A 21,729-nucleotide genomic window follows, 5' to 3' on the forward strand; every position below is an offset into this window, starting at 1 on the left:
GGGTTTCCATTCATGTCCGCGCCTCCTAACCGCAGGGCGCCAGCCAAGAAAGGATTTTTGCGTGAGTAATGCCATTGCCAGTGCCTGGAAGCGGATCGAAGCTTGTGCAAAGCCCACGTTGGGAGAGCTGTTCAGCGCAAGGCGCGATGGTGGCGAAGGGGCCGGGGAACCGGCAGGTTCCGATCGCGTGGCCATGCTGACGGGGCGCATCGAATGGGGCAGCGCGGATGACGGCACCTCTGGCGCGATATTGTTCGACTGGTCGAAGACTCATCTGGACACTGCATTGCTGTCAGCTTTCGAGGATCTGGCAGAAGCGCGGGGCTTTGCCAGCAAGCGCGAGGCGTTGCTGGCTGGCGACATCGTCAACGTCACCGAAGGGCGTTCTGCAACGCACACCGCGCAGCGTGGCACAGGTGCTGACGCCGATGTCGAGGAGGCGGCGGCGCTCCACCAGCGAATGAAGCTGCTGGTCGAGGCGATCCACGGCGGTGCGCTGGGCGAAATCAAGCACCTCATCCATGTCGGTATCGGGGGCAGCGCGCTCGGGCCGGCGATGGCGATCAACGCGCTGGCGCGCGATCTGGCACTGGTCGACGTCCATGTCGTGTCGAACATCGATGGCGTGGCGCTGGAAGACGCTATTGAGGCATGCGACCCAGCTACCACGCTGATCGCGGTCGCGTCCAAGACGTTCACCACCATCGAAACCATGACCAACGCCGAAAGCGCGCTGAAATGGCTCGCCGACAACGGTGTGGCCGATCCGTCGGGGCGGGTGGTGGCATTGACGGCCAGCCCGGAGAAGGCGGTCGAATGGGGCGTGGATGAAACGCGTGTGCTGCCATTCCCTGAAAGCGTGGGCGGACGGTATTCGCTGTGGTCCTCGATCGGATTCCCGGTGGCGCTCGGCGTTGGCTGGGACGATTTTTCCGCCATGCTCGCCGGTGCGCAGGCGGTGGACGAGCATTTTGCCAGTACCGATGGACGTGACAATCTGCCGCTGCGTGCCGCGTTTGCCGATCGCTATTATGCGCGCGTGCGCGGCTGCGAGACGCGTGCCGTTTTCGCCTATGACGAACGGTTGGCGCTGCTGCCTTCCTATCTCCAGCAGCTGGAGATGGAATCGAACGGCAAGCTGGTGACCGCCGATGGCAAGCCGGTGGACGAGCCGACCGCGCCGATCACCTGGGGCGGGGTGGGGACCGACGCACAGCACGCGGTGTTCCAATTGCTCCACCAGGGCAGCCATCTGGTGCCCATTGATTTCATCGCTTCGATCGCACCGGGCGATGCGCTCGACCCGGCGCATCACCGCATCCTGCTGATGAACTGCTTCGCTCAGGGCGCTGCGTTGATGGCCGGAGACAAGGGCAGCGAGCCGGCACGCTCCTATCCCGGCGACCGGCCATCGGCGACCATGCTGTGCGACGATATCGACGCGGCGACTTTGGGCGCGCTGATCGCTTTCCACGAGCATCGGACATTTTCCAATGCGGTGCTGATGGGAATCAACCCTTTCGATCAGTTCGGTGTCGAGCTGGGCAAGGCGATCGCCCGCAAGATCGAAAAGGGCGGCGAAAGTTTCGATGCCAGCACAGAGGCTTTGCTGGATGCCGCCGGCCTTGCATGAATTGAGACGATTTGTCCCGCAATGGGACGTTTGTGCCGAATTGGGGAAGTGACTTTCAAATTAACAATTTTTCCGCTCGCAAGCTTAAGCGAATCTCCATATGAGTCGGCCATAAACAGAAGTCGGTCGCTGAAAAACGGACATCCTGCGGCGAGAGTCATCCTTGCAAAACCTGAAACTTTCCGTTTTCACACTTTTTGAGGGGGCTCGTCATGGCTCTTAAGTCGATTTCTTTTTCTGCCGCAGCAGCGCTGGCGCTCGTTGCCGCTCCTGCGTTCGCAGGCGGTCCCCCGACGGCGACGGCACAGCCGTCGCTCGGCGGTTGCGCCACTACTTATGGCACCGTCGTGTCCGGTGCCACGGCCTGTTCCGGTTTTTATGCCGGCAACGTCTTCAGCAATAACGCTGGCGATGTGCTGACGCAGCAGGCTGCCGTCAGTGCGCTTGGCGGCAGTTTCGATGGAGACTTCACGAACCTGTTCGGTTTCGGAAGCCTCTCGAACGGTTCGACCGGTGCACGTACCATTGATTTCGGTGCGAACTTCTACGGCCCGACAATCATCGGCGCACATTTCGGCAATATCGCCGGTCCCGAGGGCAACGTCAGCGTATTCTGGACGTTCAATTTCGGTACGGCTGGCGCAAGCTCGCTCACATTCCTTGACGGTCAGGGGCTTTCGAACCTGTATGTCTACGGCGATCCAAGCACTCCTGCAGTTCCCGAACCGGCTGCCTGGGCTCTGATGATCCTTGGCTTCGGAGCGGTCGGCAGCGTTCTGCGCCGCAGCAAGAAGACCAAGCTCGCGCTCACCTACGCGTAAGCATTAACAAAAAATCACAGACCCCCGGGCTTCGAGCCTGGGGGTTTCGTGTATCTGGTGCCTGTCCGGCGATGCGTTCGTGGGGGTGCGCCCGTAAGGCGTGGGCGCGCAATTTGGTTGACTTTGTGTCCCGACCCGACCACATGCCGCCACGATTGACGCGCGCTGTTCCAGCGTGAAGCAGCTGAGGCTGCGGAAAATGCGCGCTATTTGATCCCTACCAAGACTTCCCTGTTCACGCGGGCGGTTGCAACAACCACCGCGACTGCGCGCCCAGACGGGCTGCGCACCGCATCCAATGCGAGTAATTCATATCATGACATTCGACCAACTCGGGCTGTCGCAGCCCGTTCTCCAGGCGCTCGACCTCAAGGGCTACAGCGAACCGACGCCTATTCAGGCGCAGGCGATTCCGCCGGTGCTTGAGGGGCGCGACCTGCTGGGCATCGCCCAGACGGGCACCGGCAAAACCGCCGCCTTCATGCTCCCCAGCATCGATCGGCTGCGCGACGCGGAGAAGCAGACCCCGTTCAAATCCTGCCGTATGCTGATTCTGGCTCCCACGCGCGAACTGGCTGGGCAGATCGCCCAGAGTGCCAAGGATTACGGCGCGCTCGCCGGGCTCAAGGTTCAGTCCATCGTGGGCGGAACATCGGTCAACAAGGACCGCAACAAGCTGCACCGCGGGACCGATATTCTGGTCGCGACGCCGGGCCGCCTGCTCGACCTGATCGACCAGAAAGCTTTCGGATTGACGGGGATCGAGATTCTCGTGCTCGACGAAGCGGACCAGATGCTCGATCTCGGTTTCATCCACGCCCTGCGCCGTATTCACCAGCTTGCGCCGAAAGATCGGCAGACGCTATTCTTCTCCGCCACCATGCCCAAGCAGATTCGCGAGCTGGTCGGCCAGTATTGCCGCAATCCCGCGCAAGTGTCGGTCACGCCGGAAAGCACTACCGCCGAGCGGATCGACCAGTATCTGTTCATGGTCCAACAGGACGAAAAGCAATCGCTGCTCGAGCTGATCCTGTCGGGTCGCCACCGGGTGCCGGGCGAGTTCGAGCGGATCCTGATCTTTGCGCGCACCAAGCATGGCTGTGACCGGGTGGTGAAAAAGCTGTCGCAATGTGGAATCGCGGCCAATGCCATCCACGGCAACAAGAGCCAGCCGCAGCGCGAACGCGCGCTCGGCGAGTTCAAGCGCGGCAAGACGCCGATCCTGATCGCAACCGACGTCGCAGCCCGCGGGATCGACATTCCCGGCGTCAGCCACGTCATCAATTACGAACTGCCCAATGTGCCTGAGCAGTATGTTCACCGCATTGGCCGCACCGCCCGTGCTGGTGCAGACGGCGTCGCGATCGCGTTCTGCGCCGAGGATGAGCGCGCGTATCTGAAGGATATCCGCAAGACCACCGGCGCGGAACTGGAACGGCTCGACCTGCCGGAGAATTTCCGTGCGGTCGTCGAAGGTGTCGGCCCGACGAAGCGCGAGCAGAAGCCGCGCCTCGCACGGCCGAAGGTTACTCCGCGAGGAGCACCGCGTCAGCGTTCGAACCAGGAAAGCGGTGGCAACGCCGGAGAGGGAAAATCCTCCGCTTCGAAACCGCACAAGAAGCATCCTTCTCGTGCGGGTAAACCGCGTCGCGATGGCCAACAAAATTCCTCGCGTTCGGGCGGTGGTGGCGGTGGTCAGCGTCGCCGTCGTCCTTCCGGGTCGCGTGGCGGGCAGGGCCAGTAACGGTCAGGCCCAGAACTCGTCAGGCAGTGCGTGATCGCTGGTCTTCCAGCGTGATCGCATCTGGCGCGGCAATGCGCGTGCGGGCAAACGCTTCGGGCTGATTGTCCGCCAGCCATTCCAGCATCCCTTCGCGGATCTCGCAGCGCAGGTTGAACAGCGTGCCGGAATCGCGCCCGCTCATCAGCAGTCGCACCTCGATCGCGTCGCGGGTGGTATCGGTCACCTGAACCACCTGCACGCGCTTGTCCCAATTGGGGTTGTCGGTAATCAGCGCCGCGAACTTGTCCCGGATGGGGCCGATCTTCGTTGACGGATCGAGATAGAGAAACACCGTGCCGAGCAATTCGGCGGTTGTCTTGGTCCAGTTCTGAAACGAATCGTCGAGGAATTTGGAGGTCGGAACGACCAGTCGCCGCTGGTCCCACACATTGACCACGACATAGGTCGTACGGATCTCCTCGATCCGGCCCCATTCACCATCGATGATAACGACATCGTCGATGCGGATAGGCTCTGTCACCGCCATCTGGATGCCTGCGATGATCGACTTGAGCGCCGGCTGGGCCGCCGCGCCCACAGCCAGTCCGGCCAGGCCGGCAGAAGCCACCAGTGTGACGCCGATCTGCCGCACACCGGGGATCGACAAGAGCATCAGCCCGACGACTATGAACACGATCACGAAGGTCGCGATGCGGTTGAACATCGACAGGCGCGTGCGCCGCCGCCTCGCGGCCAGATTATCTGCCACGGTAATATCCGCGCGCAGCGACATCGCATCGACCAGCGCGTGCAGGATGCCAATCGCGATCCAGCCAACCAGCGCGGGCAGCACGAAGCCGCCGATCTTCTCCCATGCCGGCTGAAATCGCGGTATCTCCCGCGCAACAAGCACCAGCGTCAGCGCCACCAGTCCCCACCGCGTGGGCCTGGTCAATCGCTTGAGCAGCAAATCGTCCGATTCGCTCGTGCTGTGCTTGGCGAGGTGGTGAAGCCCGCGAAAGATCAGCCAATGGGCGATCAGTACCAGCGCGACCGCGATCGCGCTCGCGATTACGAACCGCGCAAGGTCGGGCACCAGTGGACCCGCCCACAGGGTGAAATCATTCCAGATTTGGCTCATCGGGCTCCCGTCGATCTTGCGTTACCTATCGCCGCCCCAGCACATCCTCATCCGGCGCCATCTCGGGCGCGCTGATTGTTCCGATTCAATCGGTCGGGGCGAGCAAGGTTCCGAGAAGCTTCGGTTGGCAAGCCAGCAGGTGGCCTCCATATGCGACATCTGATTTCACCAGGAGCGCACCTATGGCCGACGACTACGACTACGACCTGTTCACCATCGGTGCCGGTTCTGGCGGCGTACGCGCCAGCCGGGTGGCTGCGGCCCACGGAGCGAAGGTGGCGCTGGCCGAAGAACATCGTGTTGGCGGTACCTGCGTCATTCGTGGCTGCGTGCCCAAGAAGATGCTGGTTTACGGAGCGCATTTCGCCGAGGATCTAGAAGACTGCCAGAACTTCGGCTGGGAGATCGGGGAAAAGACCTTCCACTGGACCAAGCTGCGCGATGCGGTGCTGGCCGATGTCGACCGGCTCAACAAGGCCTATACCGACACGCTCGAAAGTCACGATGTCGAGATTTTCCATGAACGCGCCGTGATTGTCGGACCCCACGATATCAAGCTCGCCAGCGGTAAGACGGTTACTGCAAAGCACATTCTCATCGCCACCGGTGCATATCCGCATGTTCCGACCTGCAAGGGACATGAGCTGGGCATCACGAGCAACGAGGCATTTCACCTCGACGCTCTCCCCAAACGCATCCTGATCGCCGGGGGTGGGTACATCGCCAATGAGTTTGCCGGGATATTCAACGAATTCGGCAGCCATGTGACGATCATGACCCGTTCGGACCAGATGTTGCGCAGCTATGATGAGAGCCTGCGCGAGCGGTTGCTGCATATCTCCATGCTCAAGGGCATCGATTTTCGCTTCAACGCCGAATTCCAAAGCATCGAAAAGTCCGGCAAGGACTGCTTCACCGTCTCCATGTCGAACCACGAACCGATCGAGGTCGACCTGGTGATGTTCGCCACTGGCCGTGTGCCCAACACCAAGGGGCTGGGTCTGGACAAGGCAGGCGTGGAACTGGGCGAGAAGGGCGAGATAGTCGTCGATCGTTTCAGCAAGACCAATGTCGATCACATCTATGCCGTGGGCGATGTTACCGATCGCGTTCAGCTGACCCCGGTGGCGATCCGCGAGGGGCAGGCTTTTGCCGATACCGTGTTCGGCGGCGGCGATCCTGTGGCGGTCGACCACGGCTGCATCCCGGCAGCGGTGTTCAGCCATCCGCCGATGGCCGGCGTTGGCTTGACCGAAACCGAGGCGCGCCAGAAGTTCGGCTCGGTATCGGTCTATACCTCCGATTTTCGCGCCATGAAGAATGTCCTCGCAGGGCGTGACGAGCGCGCGCTCTACAAGATGGTGTGCGATGGCGAGAACGGGAAAATCCTCGGCATTCACATGATCGGGCCGGATGCTCCGGAGATCATGCAGGTGGCAGCGGTCGCGGTCAAAGCCGGGCTGACGAAGGCCGATTTCGACGCAACGACCGCGATCCACCCGACTATGGCGGAAGAACTCGTACTGCTGCGCTAGGTGGCAATCCGGCACCACGAGTTGCAAAATGCCACCAGAGCGCCCAAACCCGAGAGTTGGAGGGCTGGAAATCGAGGTGGCGATGAGAGTTCTGGTGACCGGGGGTACCGGCTATATCGGCGGTGAAGTGATCGACCAGCTGCTCGAACGCGGGCATTCGGTGAACACGACAGTGCGAAACAAGGCCAAGTCGGAGGCTCGGCTCAGGGCGCGTTGGCCCGACGCAGGCGAGCGTCTGACTGTCTATCAGGCGGATTTGATGGATGATGCGGGCTGGGCGGAGGCCAATGCAGGTTGCGCTGCCGTAGCCCATGTCGCGTCGCCGTTCCCCCTTGGCGTGCCCAAGAATGCGGATGAGCTTGTGATCCCTGCGCGTGAGGGCACGCTGCGTGCGCTGCGTTTTGCCCAAGAGGCGGGAATTGTCCGCTTCGTCCAGACCAGCTCTGCAGCCGCGATCGCCTATGGCCAGCCGGACAAGACTCATTTCGACTACACAGACTGGACCGACCTGACGGCGGGGGTGCCGCCCTATATCGAATCCAAGACGGTCGCGGAACGTGCCGCGCGCGATTGGGTGGCGGTCAATGCACCGGAGCTGGAGTTCTGCTCGATCAATCCGGTCGCTGTGTTCGGGCCGGTCCATGACGACGATCTTTCGACCTCTGTGGAGATCGTCAAGAAGCTGATCGACGGGTCGATCCCGCTACTGCCGAACATGGGAATCTGCGTGACCGACGTGCGCGACGTTGCCAAGATGCATGTTCTGGCAATCGAAGGGCCGGCCGCGAAAGTTCGCGGGCAGCGTCTCCCGGCGTCCGAAAAATTCCTCTGGATTTCGGAAATGGCCGATGTCGCCCGCCAGCGTGTGCCGGAATACACAACCAAGGTGCCGAAGCGCAAAATGCCGGATTTCCTGGTCAGATTGATCGCACCCTTCGTCCCGGAAATGAAGCAGATCAAGGATGAGTTGGGTCATGTCCGTGACGTTTCGGGCAAGCATTCCGAGGAGGTGTTGGGGTTCACCTTCATTCCGGCCGAGCAGACCATCGAGGACACTATCCGCAGTCTCGTTGCGAGACGCATTGTGAATCTTTGATTTGGCCCGTTGCGCACAGGCCCGCGGCCCGGCAGAACGTCATTCATGCGAATCCGGGTTTTCACCGATAAGCGGCTCTTGACGAGGGCCTTGGGATGAGGGGTCTGGCCTCGCGCGAGCAATTGCGTGCCAGCCTGTTGCGCTGGGCACTAGTGTGCATCCCGGCGTGTCTGCTGCTCGGCTATCTCTCGGCTATGGTTGCCACCAGCGGCCCCGACAATCCGTGGTTTGCCGCGCTGGTGAAGCCGTCGATTTACCCGCCACCGGCAGCCTTCGGGATCGTGTGGACGATTCTCTATGCGCTGATGGGTTTCGCGTTGGCTCTGGTGTGTGCGGCATGGGGTGCGCGCGGACGCATCGCCGCGATCATCGCCTTCGGCGTGCAATTTGCTCTCAACCTGGCGTGGAGCCCAGTGTTTTTCGGTCTGCATCGTATGAGCGAGGCCTTGGGAATCATCGTCACGCTGGCTGTGGCACTGGCGATTACCCTGTGGCTGTTCTGGCGTGTGCGTCAGCTCGCGGGCTTGTTGCTGGTGCCTTATCTCGCGTGGGTACTGTTTGCTGGCGTACTCAATTACCAGTTCGTGAAAATGAACCCGCAGGCCGATGGCGCGAGCGACCCCGGCGCGGCTGCTGCGCGTGTGCGGATCGGAGAGTGACTGGGCGATTGATTGCTGCGTCCGGCACGCCTAGATAGCCAGCCATGCAATCCGAAAACCCGCTGATCGCCGATTTTGTCAAACTCGCCAATGCGGCGGCCGGAACCTTTGCCGGCATGACCCGCGAGGCCCGCGAATCCGCGCGCGAACGGCTAAGGGGCGCCATGGGCGGCATGGACTTTGTCAGCCGCGAGGAATTCGACGCAGTCAAGGAAATGGCGGCCAAGGCGCGCGAACAGGCCGAGCAGCTGGCCGAACGCGTCGCCAAGCTCGAAGCCGGACAAGACACGAAGGCCTGATCCCACTCTTCCGCTGTGAAGCTGCGCTGGGTGCGCGACAAGTGCTTGCGTAACACTACCACTGCGGTCAGACTTGCCCTTCATGGAAGCTGAAGAGAGGGCGAGGGGGATCAATGGGAAAATTGCGATTGGCAGCGTTTACGGCGCTGGCCTTGGGCTGCGCGCCGATTGCAGCGCACGTCAGGGCACAAGAAGCGCCGACGCGGGCCTTTACCGGTAACGATCTGTTCAAGCTGGAAGGCGCTGCCGACCCGCAGATCAGCCCCGATGGTAGCCAGATCGTCTATGTTCGCGTGTCGGGCGACATCATGCACGATCGCTATAGTCCCTCGCTGTGGCTGGTGGACACGAAAAGCGGGATGCAACGGCCGCTGGTGACCAATGGCAGCGCCGCCTTTTCGCCGCGTTGGTCGCCCGATGGCACCCGCATCGCCTATGTTTCGACAGCGGGCGGCGATGGCGCGCAGCTGCATATCTTATGGCTGAAAAGCGGCGCGAGTGTGCGGGTGACCGACCTGCCCGACAGCCCGGGTTCGATCGCATGGTCGCCAGATGGAACACGGATCGCCTATACCATGCGCGTACCAGGCGATGCGCCGAAGCTGGGCAAGGCACCCGACAAGCCGGAAGGGGCGAAATGGGCCAAGCCGCTCAAGATCATCGACAAGGTCACTTATCGCTTCGATGATGCTGGATATCTCAAGCCCGGCTTCGACCAGGTGTTCGTGGTCAGCGCAGAGGGCGGCGCTTCGCGTCGTGTCACTTCGGGCAATTGGGACGCGGGCGGATCGCTGTCGTGGATGCCCGACGGCCGCGCAATCCTGTTCACCGGCAACCGGGTCGAGGATTGGGAGCGGGCAGGGCGCGAATCGGAAATCTACCGCGTCGATCTTGCCAGTGGGGCGATCACGACGCTCACCCATCGCGTCGGGCCGGACTACGCGCCCAGCATCTCGCCCGATGGCAAGCGCATCGCCTATCTCGGCTTCGACGACAGCCCGCGTGCCTATGAGGATACGCAGCTTTATGTGATGAACGCCGACGGGTCCGATCCGCACTCGCTCACCACCAGCCTCGATCGCTCGGTCAACGCATTCGACTGGTCGGGCAGCGATACGATCTATGCGTCCTATGCCGATGCCGGGATCATCAAGGTGGCGCGGATCGGGATGGACGGTCGGCGCAGCGTGGCGGTGCAGGATCTGGTGCCGGGTTCGATCTCTGACCGCCCCTATGCCGCCGGGGATTTCAGCGTCAGCCGTGACGGAACGCTGGCTTATGGTGCAGGCTCGTTCGAGCGCCCGGCGGACTTGTTTGTGAAGAGCGGCGGCAAGGCTCGCCAACTTACTCATCTCAATGTCACGTGGATGCAGGGCAAGGACATTGCCCCGATGCGCAAGCTTGCTGTGACCGCACCCGATGGCAAGCCAATCGACGCATGGCTGATCGAGCCGCCACATCGCAAACCGGGTGAGCGGGTGCCTTTGATCCTCGAAATCCACGGTGGTCCGAATGCCGAATACGGGCCGGGATTTTCGACCGACGACCAGCTCTATGCGGCTGCGGGCTATGCGGTGCTCTATACCAACCCGCGAGGATCTACGTCCTACGGGGCTGGCTTCGCCAACCTCATCGACAAGGACTATCCCGGCCCCGACTATGACGATCTCATGGCCGCGGTCGATGCCGCGATTGCCGATGGCGTGGCGGACCCCAAAAATCTTTTCGTCACCGGAGGATCGGGCGGTGGGGTGCTGACAAGCTGGATCGTCGGCAAGACCGACCGCTTCGCTGCCGCGGCTACGCAGAAGCCGGTTATCAACTGGACTAGCGAGGCGTTGACCGCTGACCTTGCGACCTTTGCGCCGCGTTACTGGTTCGGCGCGATGCCATGGGAACAGCCCATGGAATACTGGAAGCGCAGCCCGCTGTCGCTGGTCGGCAATGTGAAGACGCCGACAATGGTCGTGGTCGGCGAGAACGACTACCGCACACCCGCTTCGGAAAGCGAGCAATATTACGCGGCACTGCAATTGCGCGGCGTGCCGACGACGCTGGTGATCGTACCCGATGCGAGCCACCACGGCATCGCCGGCCGCCCGAGCCAGAGCGCGGCAAAGGCGGCGGCGATCATCGCCTGGTTCGACAAATACAAGAATGGCGGAAGGGTCGATCAGGCTGCCGCAAAGGCGGGCGACTGACGCTTTTCGTGACCACTTGGGGCGGCTAGGCAGCGATGATGCAGCTTGCCGCCCCCGCTATCTTCGTCGCTGCCCGCGCGCATGGCGAAACCGCCGTGATTGCGCGCCTGCTGACCGAGGAGGCGGGGCTGGTCGCCGCCTATGTCGCGGGCGGGCGCGGGCGTATTCTTCGACCAGTTGTGATTCCTGGCAATGTCGTTGCCGCCGATATTCGCGCCAAGTCCGATAGCCAGCTGCCTTTCGCCCGGCTTGAACTGGTCGAGAGCCGTGGGCCGTGGATGACCGAGCCGCTTCCGGCCAGCGCGATCGCATGGGTGTGCGCGCTTACCGCTGCGACCCTTCCAGAACGCCATCCCTATCCCGCACTCTATCAGGCGCTTGGCGCGCTGCTCGATGCGATCTGCCATGCGCCGTCGGCACGCGGCTGGACCGGGGCGCTGGTTGCCTATGAAGTGCTGCTGCTGCGCGAACTGGGCTATGGCGGCGGCGAAGTGCCTCCGCGGATCGACAATGTCGCGGAGGCGCTGGTCTGGCTTGACAGGCTGGAAGCAACGCTTGCCACGCGCTTGCTTGCCCATTTGCGCGGCGATGTTATGGGCGCGCGCACAATGCTGCGCGAGCGGCTGGGTAAAATGGTGACATCGACATGAAAATTGCAGTGCTTGCGGGCGACGGTATCGGACCTGAGGTCACATCCGCGGCGCTGTGCGTGCTCGATGCGTTGAATTTGCCCGATATCGAACTTGCACAAGGCGATGTCGGCGGATTGGCCTATCATCGCCACGGCCATCCGCTGCCGCCCGAAACGCTGGAACTTGCACGCTCGTCCGATGCCATCCTGTTCGGCGCTGTGGGCGATCCCACATGCGACAATCTGGCGCGCGACTTGCGACCCGAACAGGCCATCCTCGGCCTGCGGTCAGCGCTCGGTCTGTTCGCCAATCTGCGTCCGGCGGCAGGTTGGCCGGGACTGGAGAGCCTATCTCCCTTGCGTCCCGAAATCGCGTCCGGGATCGACCTGCTGGTGGTGCGCGAGCTGACCGGTGACGTCTACTTTGGCGACAAGGGTGAACGCATCGGCGAAAACTGCGAGCGCGTTGGCTGGGACGCGATGGCCTATGGCGAAGGCGAGGTTCGTCGTATCGCCCATGTCGCATTCCGCGCGGCGGGTTCGCGGCGCGGCAAGGTGACCAGCGTCGACAAGGCGAATGTCCTCGAAACCAGCCGTATCTGGCGCGAAACGGTGATCGAGGTCGCGCGCGAATATCCCGAGATCGCGCTCGACCATATCTATGTCGACAACGCCGCAATGCAGATGGTGCGTGAGCCGAGCCAGTTCGATGTGGTGCTGACCGGCAATCTGTTCGGCGATATCCTGTCCGATCAGGCAAGCGCCTGCGTCGGTTCGATTGGCCTGCTCGCCAGTGCCTCGCTGGGCGAGCGACAGACCGATTACGGAACTTTCGGCTTGTACGAGCCGATCCATGGAAGCGCACCCGATATTGCCGGGCAGGGTAGAGCAAACCCCTGCGCCGCCATCCTGAGCCTTGCCATGCTGCTGCGCCATTCGCTCGGAATGGAAGCGGAGGCCGGGCGGATCGAACAAGCCGTAGGCCAGGCGCTTGCAAAAGGAGTGCGCGGCATGGATCTTGGCGGAAATGCCGATACCGAAACGATGACGAAGGCGGTTCTTAGCGAATTGCTAACCATATCTTGACCAATTTCGTCTATCGACCGACGCGACCATGGATATGAGCCAGACCACTTCAGCCATAGAAGCTATCACTCACCGCAAGCCGCTGGAGCTTGCGATCATCCTTCCGACACTCAACGAGCGCGACAATATCGCGCCGCTGCTTGACCGGATTGAGACCGCACTCGGCCCCGATGGGTGGGAGGTGCTCGTGGTGGACGACAACTCTAAGGACGGCACGGCCGACGAGGTCCGCCGCCTGTCCCTGTCCGATCCCCGGGTCCGGGCGATCCAGCGGATCGGTCGGCGCGGGCTTGCCAGTGCTGCGATCGAAGGGTTCTGCGCGACCGCCGCTCCCTTCTGCGCCGTGATGGACGCCGATCACCAGCATGACCCCAATCTGCTCGTGCCCATGCTCGCATGCGTGCGCTCGGGCGACGCGGAAGTCGCCGTTGCCAGCCGCTTTGCCGAAGGGGCGAGCATGGCGGAATGGAATCGCCCCGATCGTGAGAAATTGTCCAGCGTTGCCAACCGGCTCGCGCGTAAGCTGACCGGCGTCGAACTGAGCGACCCGATGAGCGGATATTTCCTGCTGCGAACGCAGACGGCCCGCGCGCTGGTGCCCAATCTCTCTGCGATCGGCTTCAAGATCCTGCTCGATCTGCTCGCAACCTCCGATACGCCGCTCAAGGTCAAGGATTTCCCGATGAACTTTTCCGCTCGCCGGTCCGGCGAATCCAAGCTCGACCGGGCGATTGCCTTCGATTTCCTCGCCGGGCTTTACGACAAGAGCTTTGGCCGCCTGATCCCCACGCGGTTCGCTTTGTTTGCCACGGTCGGCGTCCTCGGCGTGTTTGTCCATATGGCGGTGCTGTTCGTCGTGATGAGGATCTTCGGCGTGGCATTCGCCTGGGGGCAGGCGACCGCCGCCTTCGCTGCGATGAGCTTTAATTTCTGGCTCAACAACTGGCTCACCTATCGCGACAAGCGGCTTGCCAAAGCGGGCGAACTGCTGCGCGGCTGGATCAGCTTCATTATCGCATGTTCGATCGGCGCCTTCGCCAATGTCGCGGTGGCGACGACTTTGCATGATATGGGGATGCACACGATCCCCGCGGCGCTTGTCGGCATCGCCATCGGTTCGGTCTGGAATTACGCGCTCTCCAGCCGCTTCGTCTGGGGTCGCTTTTGATTTTCAGACGAAACCTAGAGCGGCGTGCCAGATATCCCGCACGCCGCTCTAGCGCCAGACGTTGATCCACATCCAATGCACATAGGCAAGTTTGCCTGAGAGTCTTGCGGCGCTCAGGATCGGATAGAAATACACGAACACAACTACGCTCAGAACCAGCGGCGTCCATGCCATGATCCAGTGGCCGCGTTGCCTGAGCGCATTGAGCGCCAGCGCCAGCGCGGCGAACAGCGCCATGCTGGGCAGGAAGTAGTGGTAGTAAAACTGCACCGGCTTATCGGCGACGATCCACATGCCGAGGCTCAACGCGTAAATCAGGAACACCCCGGCAGCCGCCGCATTGCGCTTCATGAACCCTGCCCAGGCGGCCCAGATTAACGCTGGGAGGCCCAACAGCATGGTCAGCGGATTGCCGATCAGCACCACGCCGCGCTGCGCCCCGTCGACATGCTCGTAGAGGTACCAGATCGAACGGATATCGAAGACCCATTGCCACCAGCGGCTCATATAGGGGTGTTTTTTGATGACGCTTTCCTGCAATTTCAAAGCGTCGAGGTGGAATGTGAAGAAATTTGTCGAGCCGCTCGGCGTACCGATTGCGCCATGGGCGAAGAACCATCCCGGCAGGTAGGTCAGCGTGTAAACTGCCAAGGGCACTACGCCGAGCCAGAAGCCTGCTTCGACCAGACTGATACCCGGCACGGGCAAGCCACGATGAGACAGCAGCAACCGCCTGCGCCCAGCATTTGCGCGTATCACCAGAAATGCGGCGCCCGCCAGCGCGGCGATGGGCACGGAATTCCATTTCGCCCCTATCGAAAGCCCAAGGAAAATGCCGGCCAGCGCGAGTCTCCAGCGGCCGGTTTCTGGCTCGCGAAGTGCGCCTGCCAGCTGCCAATAGGCGAGCGCGGCAAAGGTCACCATGAACATGTCGAGCATGGCGATGCGCGAGTGGATGAACAGCATGAAGCCGGTGATCAGCAGGATGCCGTAGGCGATGGTGGCGAAGCGACTCAGCGTGGCGAACCAGAGCGCCCGCATCGCTCCAAACAGCGCGAGCATTCCACCGATCGACGACATGATCCGCCAGCCGAATGGATTGTCGCCGAACAGCGTCATCCCGAGCGCGATAATTTCTTTACCGACCAGCGGATGTTCGCGATTGATGAAAGTGTCGAGCGCCAGATACTCCCGCGCTGCGGGCAGGTAGTGCACCTCGTCGAAATAGGGCTTGGTCGGGATGGTCAGCCGGATCAGCGTGAGCGCCCAGAAACCGAGCGCGATCGCTATGCACCAGCCGAGGGGATCGCGTGGATTTGCGGGGGCTCGGCTCATGGCCGGTTCGCCTAGTCCTGCCTATCGGGCTTTGCAATCGCGGATTGGCGGTGCGCAGGATATCGTGAAAATTGGGGTCGGGCACTGTGCAGTTGAAGCCTTGCCGCGCAGTTTGCCAATGCTAGAGCTGGACTCATGAAAAGGACTACCGGAACCGATCGTACCGTCACCCGCAACTGGCGATCCGCAACTCGAGCGGTGCGCGGCGGCACCTGGCGGTCGGAATTGGGCGAGACAAGTGAGGCGCTGTTCCTGACCTCGGGCTATAGCTACGAAGATGCCGAAACTCCCGCGGCAAGGTTTGCGGGCGAGGAACAGGGGATGACCTATTCCCGCCTTCAGAATCCCACTGTCGCCATGCTGGAAGAACGCATCGCGCTGCTCGATGGCGCGGGCGCATGCCGGGCGCAGGCGAGCGGTATGGCGGCAATGACCGCCGCGCTGCTATGCCAGCTGTCCGCAGGCGATCACGTGGTCGCGGCCCGTGCAGCCTTTGGCTCGTGTCGCTGGCTGGTCGATAATCTCCTGCCGCGTTTTGGCATAACGGGCACGACCATCGACAGCGCCGACAACGACGCGTGGGAGCGCGCGATTCGTCCGGAAACCAAGGTGTTCTTCTTCGAAACTCCCGCCAACCCGACGCTCGATGTTGTTGATCTCGAATATGTTTGCGGTCTTGCCCGTGCGCATGGCATCACCGCCGTTGTCGACAACGCTTTTGCGACCCCGGCCTTGCAGCGCCCGCTCGAATTCGGAGCGGATGTGGTTGCCTATAGCGCCACGAAGCTGATGGATGGGCAGGGCAGGGTTCTCGCCGGAGCAGTTTGCGGAAGCGAGGAATTCATCAACGACGTGCTGCTGCCGTTCCAGCGCAACACCGGCCCGAATATCGCGCCGTTCAACGCATGGGTGGTGCTCAAGGGGCTGGAGACGCTGTCTCTGCGTGCGCATCGGCAGAGTGAGAATTCTCTTGCCATTGGCCAATTCCTCGAAGGGCGGGTGCCGCGCATTCTCCACCCCGGTCTCGCCAGTCATCCACGCCACGCGCTGGCAATGCGCCAGATGGAAGCCTGCGGACCGATCTTTGCCTTCGACATGGGCAGCCGAGAACAGGCATTTGCGCTGCTCAATGCGCTGGAGCTGATAGACATCTCGAACAACATCGGCGACGCGCGCAGCCTGATGTGCCACCCGGCGAGCACCACACACGCTGCGATGAGCGAGGAAGCGCGGGCGGAAATGAGCGTGACCGAAGGCCTTCTGCGTATCAACGTCGGGCTCGAGGATGCACAGGATCTGATGGAGGATCTCGATCGCGCACTTGGTCGGCTGAACATGTAATGGCGGGGTGGCCATTCGATCCGTAAAATCAGCCGCTTGCATGGTAGGGATTTTTTCATAAGATGACCCCAAGCCGATCGGGAGATCGGCACATGGGGGTATAAAATGGGTCGCTGGAATCGCGCTGTGGCGCTTGTGGGTATGGTCGCGGGCCTAGGTTGGGTGCCGGCCGGGGTGTCAGCCGCACCTCCTGAAGCCAGCGTGCCGATGGCAACGTCAGCAAAGACCAGCGCCACGCCGCCCCGGATTCCTGCTGCCGATTTCGCCGCCCGCAGTGATTTCAATTACGTTCGGATGGCACCCGACGGCGCGCATATCGCCATGCAGATGCGCAACGCCAAAGAACCGATGTTGGTGGTGATGGACACTGTGACCTCCAAGCCGGTCGCGGCGACGAAGCTCGGTGACAAGGTTTCGCTTGAATGGCTCCGTTGGGCCGGGCCGAAGAAGGTGCTGTTTTCGGTATCCCAGATGCAGAAGATCGGCGGTGACGAAACGAAAGTCACGCGGTTGATGATCCTCAATATCGAAAACGGCGAGCGTTACTTCGTCGGAACGAAATGGCTCACCGCCAAGGGTGACGATGTGCTGTGGGTCGCGCCAGATGGGAGTTCGATGCTTCAGGCGCTGCGCCGCAGCTATAACGAATATCCCCGCGTCTATCGGGTTTCGCTCGACGATCCCAAGGACCGTGGCGACAAGGTGCAGAGCGAAATGCCCGGCGTCTGGGACTGGTATGCCGACGACGCAGGGGTGGTCCGGCTCGGCTTTGGCTATAGCGGCAACAAGGTCACCGTTTATTACCGATCTTCCGCCAATGACAGTCTCCGTCGGATTGCCAAGGTCGATCCCGATGATGACAGCGATGATAACTGGTGGAACGTGCTCAAGGTCGTTGAAGGGTCCGACCAGGGATACGTCATTCGCAAAGGTGATAACGGTCGCAAGACGCTCCAGCTGATCGATTACAGCACCGGTGAGAAGATCAAGACTATCTACGCCAATCCCGACTGGGACGTGGACGATGTCTGGTTCGACAAGCAGGGCAAACCCTATGCGGTGACCTATACCGACGATGTCGACAGGGTCGTCTGGCTCGATCCGAAGCTTGCCGAATTGCAGCAACGGCTCGACAAGGCACTGGCCGAACCTGAGGTCTGGATCGGGTCTTCCGCCAAGGATTACTCGCGCTCGCTGATCAGTGCTGGTGGCCCGAACGATCCGGGGGCAATCTACCTGTATGACGCGCAAAGCCGTTCGCTGAAGGCGCTGTTCTTAAGCAATCCCAAGATCAATCCGTCGCAGATGGCGACGCCAAAGCCGATCACCTACACCGCGCGCGACGGGACCGTGATTCACGGCTATCTTACGCTGCCGGTCGGCCGGTCGGCCCGGGGGCTGCCGCTGATCCTGTATCCGCATGGTGGCCCGTACAACGTGCGTGACAAGCTTGAATATGATTCGCAGGTCCAATTCCTCGCCAATCGCGGATATGCAGTGCTGCAACCCAATTATCGCGGTTCGGGCGGATATGGCGAAGCGTTCGACAAGCTTGGCGATGGGCAGATCGGGCGCAAGATGCAGGATGACCTCGATGATGCGATGGACTGGGCGGTTGGCCAGGGGATCGTCGACCCCAAGCGGGTCTGCGTGGTCGGATCGAGCTACGGCGGCTATGCGGCGATATGGGCGGTGATCCGCAATCCCGAACGCTATCGCTGCGCGGCAAGCTTTGCCGGCGTTACCGACTGGAAGAAACAGCTCAGCTATGATGCGGGATACTTCACCAGCAAGGGCGCGCGCGCCTGGCGCGACCGGGTGAGCGGCGATGGGTTCGATCTCGACGAGGTGTCTCCGGCGCGACACGCCAATCGGCTGACCCGGCCGCTGTTGTTGGCTCAGGGCGATGCCGACACCAATGTCCCGATGAGCCAGTTCAAACGGATGGTAAAGGCCGCCGCCAAGGCCAATGTCCCGGTCGAGCAGATTGTTTTCGAAGATGAGGGGCACGGATTTTCCAAGCCGGAAAATGAGCAGAAATGGTTCGAAACGCTGGACGCGTTTCTCGCCAAGAATAACCCTGCCAGCTGACATCGCCCGTCACGGATGGTGATATAGTACGGGAAATTCCCAGGACGACACCTTGCATGCGCGCCGTGAAGCGTTACCTTTTGCATTATGAAAGCCTTGTTCCAGCATACTGCGATTACCCAAGGGGTGGCGGTTCGGGTGGCGGTCAGTTTCCTGCCCGAGCAGTCCCAGCCGGATGCCGGCAAATGGTTCTGGGTTTATCATATCAGGATCGAAAATCACTCGCACGAGACGCTGCAGCTTATGACGCGGCATTGGCGGATCACCGATGCCGGTGGTCGGGTCGGCCTGGTCGATGGTGATGGGGTTGTCGGAGAACAGCCGCTCCTCAAACCCGGCGAAAGCCACGACTATGTTTCGGGCTGCCCGCTTGATACGGCGCATGGCTCGATGGAAGGGTTCTACACATTCCATCGCGAAAATGGCGAGCCCTTCGAAGTGCGGATCCCCTTCTTTCCTCTCGCGGCACCGGCTACCGCGGACTGACAACGACGAATTTTGTGTTGCTTCTTACATCCTGGAAGCGACGAGTATTTCGCTTGGATTAACAAATGTTTCAGCCGGGACGGTGTGCGCATGCTATGATGCTGCGACATTCGCGCCTTGGTGTTTTTCGGATGCCGCCAAGCATTCCTAAATCATCACCGCGCGTTTCCTATCAAATGATGATTGGTCGCACATATTAAAGGTCACACTCATTCCGGTTGGAGCGAGCACATGAGAACATTCACGATTCGTTTCGAAGACGACGGCAAAGGCGAACCCAAATCGGTCGAATTCGAGGGCGTCGACCCGTTGAGCGTTTTCTCCATTCTTCAAGGCGAAAAATTCGACCGTCGTGTCGGATTGTGGGAAGGCAATGTGCGATTGGGCTCGCTGATGCGTGACAGCAACAATGTCTGGTCACTGGTGTAAGTCTGTCAGCTTCGACGCAGGATCAGTGTCAGTCCCGTGCTGTCGCGCTCATCGGGCTGTTCATTTCCCAATACGCTTTGAGTCGCATCGGCTCGTGCCCGCGCAAGAATTTCCGGCGTAACGGATGCCTCGTAAACAATCCGGTCTGCTCGCCCGAGCAACCGCACCTGTTTGATAGTCAGATCGTCCGGGTCATCGCTTACGATAAGCAATTCGATTCGTTCTGCCGCGGAGGTTTGGTGGCTACTGTTGATCCAGCGGTCCACAACGTCGTCACCATGATCCTTTAAAGGGTCGAGAGGGCCACCTTCTGATAAAGCTTCGTCCAGTGCGGCACGTCGATCATCCGAAGCCGGCCAGCGCGTGCGTATATTGTCGCGGGCGGCCGCCAGCGCCTGGGCCAATTTCCCAAGCGAGACGGGCAGCAAAGCCTCAAGACGCAATCGCAAATGCTTGGCCAATCCTGCGGAAGCTCCCCCGGTACTCACGGCGATGATCACCGGGTCGCGTTCGAGAATGCTGGGAAGGGTGAAGTCGCACAGTTCGGGCCGGTCGGCGACATTGACCAGCAATCCGCGCTGCTTGAGTCGATGCGCGATGATGTGCGGCTTTTCGCCATCGGCGACGGCAACGAAAGCCAGCCGTGCCTGATGCGCCTCGGCTTCGCTACAGCAAATCCCTCCCGCGCGTTCGATCAGCCGGCGCTTTGCCTCGGCTGCGGTGCCTTCACCCACGACCACAACGCGGCTTCCCGCGATCCGGTGGAAGAGGGCGAGCGAATGCATCAGCCGAGCCAGTCCGGCACGCGTTCGGCATCCATGATCGCGCTGGGTGAAATGCGATCGGCGACGACGGCGAACTTGTCGCCATCCACGAGCACTTCGGGAACGAAGCCGCGCGAATTGTAGCTGGAGGCCATGGTCGCACCATAGGCACCCGCCGTGCGGAAGACTGCGAGGTCGCCTGCTCCCAGCGCATCGGTTTCGCGGTCCATTGCGAATGTGTCGCCGGTTTCGCAGATCGGGCCGACAATATGCGCGGTCATCCTCTCGCCAGTGGGTACGACAGCGTTAAAATCATGCCAGGCGCCATACATTGCCGGGCGCATGAGGTCGTTCATGGCAGCATCGACAACGACAAAGGGCGGACCGTTGCTGCTACGCTTGGCCCGGATGACGCGGGTAAGCAGTATGCCCGCATTGCCTGCGATCAGGCGACCAGGCTCGAACGCAAGGCGCACGTCCCAATCGTTGGTGATCCGCGCGACCATTGCGCCATATTCCGCCGGCGACGGCATGACGTCGTCAGCCTTATAGGGCACGCCGAGCCCACCGCCGAGGTCGGCATGGGTAACGGAAAGGCCGCCTTCGCGCATTTCACGAATCAATGCTCCCAGCTTCTCGAATGCACTTTCAAGCGGTTCGAGTGAGGAAAGCTGGCTGCCGATGTGCACCGCGATCCCGCGCATTTCCAGACCCGGCTCGTCCGACAGTGCGGCATAAATCGCTGCAGCACGGTCGATCGGCACACCGAACTTGTTTTCGCTCTTGCCGGTCGAAATCTTCTCATGCGTCCGCGCATCGACATCGGGATTGACGCGCAAGGCACAGGCGACGCGATGCCCATGGCGCTGGGCCAGTAGGGAAAGCTCATAGCCTTCCTCTTCGGATTCGAGATTGAACTGCCCGATGCCCTTTTCCATCGCATAGAGCATTTCGTCATGAGTCTTGCCGACACCCGAAAAGACCACCTTTTGCGGGTCCATTCCGGCCGCAAGGGCGCGGGTCAATTCCCCGGCCGAAACCACATCCGCGCCGTAGCCCTGTTTTTGCAGCACCTTGAGTACGGCAAGGTTTGGATTGGCCTTGACCGCGAAAGCTAGCAGCGGATCTTTGAGGTCGGAAAGGGCCGCGCGAAAGACCTGCGCATGGCGTTCAAGCGTTGCGCGCGAATAGACATAAACCGGCGTGCCGACCGCCTCGGCGATCTCGGAAAGCGGTACGTCTTCGGCGTAAAGGACGCCGTCACGAAGGGTAAAGTGATCCATGGCGGCG

Annotated in this window: 19 protein-coding genes; 15 read left to right on the top strand and 4 right to left on the bottom strand. The window is 61.4% G+C overall.

Annotation, left to right across the window (positions count from 1 at the left end):
- The first annotated feature begins 61 nt into the window (after positions 1–61).
- From pgi to GRI58_RS08420, 3 genes are all read left to right on the top strand, one after another.
- A complete protein-coding gene (gene pgi / locus GRI58_RS08410; protein WP_160753116.1) occupies positions 62–1,633 on the top strand; it encodes a glucose-6-phosphate isomerase in 1,572 nt (523 codons plus the stop codon).
- A 212-nt stretch (positions 1,634–1,845) separates the two neighbouring features.
- Complete coding sequence (locus tag GRI58_RS08415) at positions 1,846–2,454, top strand: PEPxxWA-CTERM sorting domain-containing protein (protein ID WP_160753117.1); 609 nt, start codon at positions 1,846–1,848, stop codon at positions 2,452–2,454.
- Positions 2,455–2,770: 316 nt separating this feature from the next.
- On the top strand, positions 2,771–4,198 hold the full coding sequence (locus GRI58_RS08420) for a DEAD/DEAH box helicase (protein WP_160753118.1): 1,428 nt from the start codon (positions 2,771–2,773) through the stop codon (positions 4,196–4,198).
- A 19-nt stretch (positions 4,199–4,217) separates the two neighbouring features.
- On the opposite strand, the gene GRI58_RS08425 is transcribed toward GRI58_RS08420, so the two are convergent.
- Positions 4,218–5,318: a mechanosensitive ion channel family protein gene (locus tag GRI58_RS08425; protein WP_160753119.1), complete on the bottom strand. Its 1,101-nt coding sequence runs from the start codon at positions 5,316–5,318 to the stop codon at positions 4,218–4,220.
- Between the two features lie 182 nt (positions 5,319–5,500).
- Here GRI58_RS08425 and gorA point away from each other — a divergent pair, with 182 nt between their 5' ends.
- The 8 genes from gorA to GRI58_RS08465 all read left to right on the top strand — a co-directional run bounded on the left by gorA (position 5,501) and on the right by GRI58_RS08465 (position 13,993).
- Positions 5,501–6,853, top strand: a complete 1,353-nt coding sequence (gorA, locus tag GRI58_RS08430; protein WP_160753120.1) for a glutathione-disulfide reductase — start codon at positions 5,501–5,503, stop codon at positions 6,851–6,853.
- Positions 6,854–6,947: 94 nt separating this feature from the next.
- Positions 6,948–7,949, top strand: a complete 1,002-nt coding sequence (locus GRI58_RS08435; RefSeq protein WP_337190927.1) for an NAD-dependent epimerase/dehydratase family protein — start codon at positions 6,948–6,950, stop codon at positions 7,947–7,949.
- Between the two features lie 95 nt (positions 7,950–8,044).
- Positions 8,045–8,608 (top strand): TspO/MBR family protein, encoded by a 564-nt coding sequence (locus tag GRI58_RS08440; protein WP_160753122.1) that lies wholly within the window; start codon positions 8,045–8,047, stop codon positions 8,606–8,608.
- A 44-nt stretch (positions 8,609–8,652) separates the two neighbouring features.
- Positions 8,653–8,907, top strand: a complete 255-nt coding sequence (locus GRI58_RS08445) for an accessory factor UbiK family protein (protein ID WP_160753123.1) — start codon at positions 8,653–8,655, stop codon at positions 8,905–8,907.
- A 113-nt stretch (positions 8,908–9,020) separates the two neighbouring features.
- The gene (locus GRI58_RS08450) at positions 9,021–11,108 is read left to right on the top strand and encodes an alpha/beta hydrolase family protein (RefSeq protein WP_160753124.1); all 2,088 of its coding nucleotides are present in this window, start codon (positions 9,021–9,023) and stop codon (positions 11,106–11,108) included.
- Between the two features lie 38 nt (positions 11,109–11,146).
- Positions 11,147–11,758, top strand: a complete 612-nt coding sequence (recO, locus tag GRI58_RS08455) for a DNA repair protein RecO (protein WP_160753178.1) — start codon at positions 11,147–11,149, stop codon at positions 11,756–11,758.
- Entirely contained in the window at positions 11,755–12,825 is a 1,071-nt protein-coding gene (gene leuB, locus GRI58_RS08460; RefSeq protein ID WP_160753125.1) for a 3-isopropylmalate dehydrogenase, read from the top strand. The genes recO and leuB overlap by 4 nt, the downstream gene beginning before the upstream one ends.
- Before the next feature lie 34 nt (positions 12,826–12,859).
- A complete protein-coding gene (locus GRI58_RS08465; RefSeq protein WP_160753126.1) occupies positions 12,860–13,993 on the top strand; it encodes a glycosyltransferase family 2 protein in 1,134 nt (377 codons plus the stop codon).
- A 48-nt stretch (positions 13,994–14,041) separates the two neighbouring features.
- Here GRI58_RS08465 and GRI58_RS08470 read toward each other — a convergent pair whose 3' ends face one another.
- Complete coding sequence (locus GRI58_RS08470) at positions 14,042–15,328, bottom strand: phospholipid carrier-dependent glycosyltransferase (RefSeq protein WP_160753127.1); 1,287 nt, start codon at positions 15,326–15,328, stop codon at positions 14,042–14,044.
- Between the two features lie 135 nt (positions 15,329–15,463).
- Between GRI58_RS08470 and GRI58_RS08475 the strand changes: the two genes are divergently transcribed.
- From GRI58_RS08475 to GRI58_RS08490, 4 genes are all read left to right on the top strand, one after another.
- Positions 15,464–16,669, top strand: coding sequence for a trans-sulfuration enzyme family protein (locus GRI58_RS08475; protein ID WP_160753128.1), 1,206 nt, complete (start codon positions 15,464–15,466; stop codon positions 16,667–16,669).
- 105 nt (positions 16,670–16,774) lie between these two features.
- Positions 16,775–18,760 carry an alpha/beta hydrolase family protein gene (locus GRI58_RS08480; RefSeq protein ID WP_160753129.1) on the top strand — a complete coding sequence of 662 codons (1,986 nt, stop codon included), beginning with the start codon at positions 16,775–16,777 and terminating at the stop codon, positions 18,758–18,760.
- An 87-nt stretch (positions 18,761–18,847) separates the two neighbouring features.
- A complete protein-coding gene (gene apaG, locus GRI58_RS08485; RefSeq protein WP_160753130.1) occupies positions 18,848–19,246 on the top strand; it encodes a Co2+/Mg2+ efflux protein ApaG in 399 nt (132 codons plus the stop codon).
- 231 nt (positions 19,247–19,477) lie between these two features.
- Positions 19,478–19,675: a hypothetical protein gene (locus GRI58_RS08490; RefSeq protein WP_160753131.1), complete on the top strand. Its 198-nt coding sequence runs from the start codon at positions 19,478–19,480 to the stop codon at positions 19,673–19,675.
- A gap of 5 nt (positions 19,676–19,680) precedes the next feature.
- Here GRI58_RS08490 and GRI58_RS08495 read toward each other — a convergent pair whose 3' ends face one another.
- The gene (locus tag GRI58_RS08495; protein ID WP_237452189.1) at positions 19,681–20,460 is read right to left on the bottom strand and encodes a precorrin-2 dehydrogenase/sirohydrochlorin ferrochelatase family protein; all 780 of its coding nucleotides are present in this window, start codon (positions 20,458–20,460) and stop codon (positions 19,681–19,683) included.
- Positions 20,460–21,722, bottom strand: coding sequence for a diaminopimelate decarboxylase (gene lysA / locus GRI58_RS08500; RefSeq protein ID WP_160753132.1), 1,263 nt, complete (start codon positions 21,720–21,722; stop codon positions 20,460–20,462). The genes GRI58_RS08495 and lysA overlap by 1 nt, the downstream gene beginning before the upstream one ends.
- Positions 21,723–21,729: the final 7 nt, after the last annotated feature.

This window comes from Qipengyuania algicida (genome assembly GCF_009828025.1).
Taxonomy (GTDB): domain Bacteria; phylum Pseudomonadota; class Alphaproteobacteria; order Sphingomonadales; family Sphingomonadaceae; genus Qipengyuania; species Qipengyuania algicida.